Source organism: Blautia sp. CGZ-1-C1 (assembly GCF_056504575.1).
Genome location: NZ_JBWLUT010000161.1, coordinates 1 through 4,393, shown reverse-complemented (window position 1 = coordinate 4,393; position 4,393 = coordinate 1). Strand labels below are relative to the sequence as shown.

Annotated in this window: 4 protein-coding genes and 2 pseudogenes; 3 read left to right on the top strand and 3 right to left on the bottom strand. The window is 40.5% G+C overall.

Translation table 11 applies throughout. From position 1 onward, the window contains the following. From AC058W_RS15000 to AC058W_RS14990, 3 genes and pseudogenes are all read left to right on the top strand, one after another. Positions 1-745: pseudogene (locus tag AC058W_RS15000) on the top strand (UDP binding domain-containing protein); the annotation flags it as partial. Between the two features lie 3 nt (positions 746-748). Continuing rightward, complete coding sequence (locus tag AC058W_RS14995) at positions 749-1,372, top strand: TRADD-N-associated membrane domain-containing protein (RefSeq protein WP_118136924.1); 624 nt, start codon at positions 749-751, stop codon at positions 1,370-1,372. A gap of 35 nt (positions 1,373-1,407) precedes the next feature. Continuing rightward, positions 1,408-1,638, top strand: a pseudogene (locus AC058W_RS14990) (glutamine--fructose-6-phosphate transaminase (isomerizing)); the annotation flags it as partial. A gap of 181 nt (positions 1,639-1,819) precedes the next feature. Here the strand turns inward: AC058W_RS14990 and tnpC are convergent. The 3 genes from tnpC to tnpA form a co-directional block, all read right to left on the bottom strand. Beyond that, on the bottom strand, positions 1,820-3,466 hold the full coding sequence (gene tnpC, locus AC058W_RS14985; RefSeq protein WP_479390260.1) for an IS66 family transposase: 1,647 nt from the start codon (positions 3,464-3,466) through the stop codon (positions 1,820-1,822). Between the two features lie 152 nt (positions 3,467-3,618). After that, entirely contained in the window at positions 3,619-3,972 is a 354-nt protein-coding gene (tnpB, locus tag AC058W_RS14980) for an IS66 family insertion sequence element accessory protein TnpB (protein WP_055227435.1), read from the bottom strand. Next, the gene (tnpA, locus tag AC058W_RS14975; RefSeq protein WP_118138212.1) at positions 3,965-4,306 is read right to left on the bottom strand and encodes an IS66 family insertion sequence element accessory protein TnpA; all 342 of its coding nucleotides are present in this window, start codon (positions 4,304-4,306) and stop codon (positions 3,965-3,967) included. The genes tnpB and tnpA overlap by 8 nt, the downstream gene beginning before the upstream one ends. Between the last annotated feature and the right edge of the window lie 87 nt (positions 4,307-4,393).

Below are 4,393 nucleotides of genomic sequence, written 5' to 3'. Positions count from 1 at the left end.
AAAATGCTAGACTTGTAAAAGCTGCGAACACATTTGCCGGATTATTACAGGAAGGTGCTATTAAAGAGAATATTGATACTTTGATTATGGGATTTACAGAAGCGGAAGCAGTGAAGTTATTTGCTAATACATATTTGGCTCTCAGAGTATCATATTTTAATGAGCTTGACACATATGCCGAAATGAAAGGGTTGAATACACAGCAGATCATTAACGGTGTGTGTCTTGATCAAGAATTGGATCACATTATAATAATCCGTCATTTGGTTATGGTGGATATTGCTTACCGAAAGACACAAAACAGCTTTTGGCAAATTATGCAGATGTTCCTCAGAATATGATGTCTGCAATCGTTGAGTCTAATAGAACAAGGAAAGATTTCATAGCAGATCGTGTATTACAGAAAGCTGGATATTATGCCTATGGAGATGAGAATACATATGATGCTTCTATGGAAAAAGAGGTTGTAATTGGGGTATATCGTCTTACTATGAAGTCAAATTCAGATAATTTTCGCCAATCTTCTATACAGGGAGTTATGAAGAGAATTAAGGCTAAAGGTGCATCGGTTATTATTTATGAGCCAACATTGGAAGATGGAAGCACTTTCTTTGGAAGCAAGGTTGTGAATGATCTGGATAAATTTAAAGAACAGAGCCAGGCAATTATCGCAAATAGATATGATAGTTGTTTGGATGATGTGAAAGACAAAGTATATACAAGAGATTTGTATGGCAGAGATTAAAAGATGTTTGGTAATGCATTGCAATTTATACATAAGTTGATAGTGCAGTATTGTGAATCACCGGTTTCATCTCCGATAACATGGTGTTTGGGGATTATTTGGATAATAAAATCAATACATGCTCTGTACAAAATGAAAGTAAAAACAGATGAGTTGGTTGCTGAAAAGGAAGCAAAAGAGGTTTCAGAAGCTATCAAGGATCTGGATATTCTAACTGAAAAAAGCAAGGAAGAGAATCAGGATATTAGAACTTTAATGTTTGAAAATTTAAAAGAGTTGAAAGAGTTTTATGTTATCTGTAAACAGCAAATTAGAAAATCTTTTTCAGCAGCTATGTTCTCATGCTTTGCAGGATTTATGCTTTTTGTTTTGGCAGTCATTACATTTTTATTGGGCGGAAATAATTCTGCATCATTTATGGCTGGTCTATCTGGAGCAATAGTAGAGATTGTGTCTGGTCTTTACTTTTGGATGTATAAGGAAACATCTAAACAACTTGGAAAGTACCACAAACGATTGGAGGCAACCGAAAAATATTTAATTGCTTTGCAAATTATCGAAATGTTGCCAGAAGAAAATAGAAGTGAACAATATGGAAAATTAATAGATTATATTTTGAAAATGTAGATAAACAATAGCATTTACGGGACAGTAAAAATAAAATGTGTGGAATAGTTGGTTTTACTGGGACACAGCAGGCAGCACCTATTTTATTAAATGGTCTGTCTAAATTAGAGTACCGAGGGTACGATTCTGCTGGAATCGCTGTGCGAAATGGGGAGTATCTGGCACAGGTGGTTAAAGCAAAGGGAAGATTAAGTAATCTGATTGAAAAAACAGATGAAGGAAAAGCACTAATAGGAACATGTGGAATCGGACATACACGTTGGGCAATGCGACATTGGAGCCTGACCCTATGAAGTACGTAAGCGCTTAATTTTCGTAAGTAGGTAATCATCTGTATATTGACATTTTATAAAGTAAGTAGGTAATCATCTGTATATTGACATTTTATAAAAGCCATCTGATACTGTTCCTGGCTGTCTGCCAGATTCTCTATCAGATGGCTTGGTATTATTTTTTTAGTTTAGTCCGGCAGTATTCCGGAAGATCCTCTGACCATGGAAGCAGTTTCTTTAATTCTTCCTCTTTAGGAAAAGCTCCTATTTTTCTGAGTTCATCCAATATATAGGTCAGATATGCGTATGGTTTCAGATGGTTCAGAAGTGCTGTTTCTGTAATGCTGTAAACAAGAGCACTGGCATCAGCTCCTCGTACACTTTTGGCAAACAGCCAGTTGCGGCGTCCCACTGCAAAGTTTTTCAATGCACGTTCTGCACTGTTGTTGTCTATGCTGAGATGACCATCTTCCAGATACCGTCTCAGATATACTTCCTGATTAAGTGTATACAAAATGGCATCACCAATAAGGGAAGACCTGTCTACAGAATCTTCCATCGTATGCAGCCATTCAAACATGGCATCCAGGACCGGATGGGACTGTTTCTGGCGTTCTTCATATTTTTCTTCCGGTGTTTTGTCATGGATCATCTCTTCGATCTTATAGAGAATCCCGATCCTTGACATCGCCTGATATGCAACTGTCTCTTTCAGCTGTTCTTTTGTGAAATCTTTTTTCAATGCTGTGAGGGCTGCATCAAAGCGTCGTCTTGCATGGGTAAGGCATCCGCTTACTATGATACCTTCTCCTAAACTGTGATAAGCCTGATATCCATCGCAGGTCAGATACCCATGAAACCCGTCCCTTAAAAAATTTACAGGATGATATCCCGCACGGGTCCTTTCATAATCGAAGAGTACCATCTGCGGGGAACCACTGAATTCATCCGTGAGATATACCCACATCCAGTTCTGGGTCGTCCCTTTCTGCTCCGGCTCTCCGAGTACCTGGATGCGGCTTTCGTCACAATGGATATATCTGCTTTCCAGAAGTTCTTCTTTCATCAGCTGATACAGCGGTTTCAGGTATCTGTCTGCACAGTTTATGATCCAGTTTGCCATAGTCTTTGTGGAAAGATCAAGATCATATCTGGCAAACTCTCTTTCCTGGCGTGCCAGAGGCATTCCATTTACATATTTAGCGTTCATGATACCGGCGACAAGGGAAGGCGTAGCGATACTTCCACGGATCAGGGAAGGTTCTTTTTCAGGACGTTTCATGGACCCGCATTTCGGGCAGCTGTATACATAAGTGATCTCTTCTTCAACCTCAAACTTTGCAGGTACAAAACGCAGGCGTTTTACGGTCTCTTTTGTTACTACATTGTATTTTTTTCCGCATTCCGGACAGTAACGGGCTTCCCCTTCCAGTTTATAGGTCCTAGTTTCAACGGTCTCAAAATTGGAAAGATCTTCTTCCTTCTTTCCTTTCCTCTTTTTACGTTTATATGAGGATGGCTGGATTTCTTCAAAAAGTTCTTCTGTTTCCGCATCCGCACTGATTTCTGCCTCATTGAACAGGTTCATCTGTTCATAGCCTTCGGTATACTTTTCACTGGATGCCCCAAACTGTTTTCTCTGTGCAAGGGTAAGACGGTCAGAGAGCATGGCATTTAAGAATTCGAGTTCTTTCTGTTTATCCTTTAGCAGCTGGATCTCGGTGTCTTTTTTCTTTGTCTGCTCCTGCACGATCTTCATCAATGAGATCAGATCTTCCCGGCTCATGTTGTTCAGCTGTTTATCTGTAAAGATCGGTTCCATATCCTGTCCTCCCTGCTTTAGCGTTATTAAAAGTATATCATGGTTCCAGCTGTTTTCCTATAAAAAACTGCGTTTCCAGATATAGGAAATACGCTGAGAAATGCCATGTTTTTCATGATTTTTACGGGATTGACAGCTCAGATGTCTTATGCTTACAGGATGATCTTTGGATGGTGTTCCTCAAATGCACCCCTGGGATTTAAGGAGAGCCCGTCACACAGCCAGTGGATCTCTTTCAGAGTCACCTGACGGAGTTCATCCGGAGTATCCGGCCAGTGGAAGGCATTACGGTCGAGCCGTTTCATCAGGATCCAGAATCCGGATCCGTCCCATTGAAGGATCTTTATAGAAGTACGCCGACGGTTGCAGAACGCAAACATGCAGCGTGAGTATGGGTCGAGGTGAAATTTTAATTTGATGATGGCGGCCAGACCATTGTAACTTTTTCTCAGATCAGTGACTCCGCAGGAAAGATATACTGTTGTTCCTCCTGCCAGGTCAAGCATGGCGCTGCAGGAATCCCAGTATGGATTCCATCAGTTCCGGTCTGCAGGAATCAGATATTTCAATACGGATACTGTTTGAGATAAAAATACGCACCGGTGAAGATTCCTCAGAGAGAAGCTTTCTGGCAGCTTCCTGTTCAGAGGGAAGTCTGACAAAGACCAGATCCTGTTCAGATTCGGATGCCGGCTCTTCTTTTGCAAGTCTGCGGATCCAGTATCCCATCGTAGATAAGGGGATGCCGTTTTCTGCACACCATTGTTTACATGTTTTCCCACTGGTCTGGCATTGCTGGATACGGTCAGCCCAGAGTTTTGCTTTTTCTTCTTTATTCATAGTGTATAGAATACCTCCTGAGTTTTAAGGAGATTGTAACAGAATAAAAAATGAAAAAAAAGATACGGATGATTACCTACTTACGAA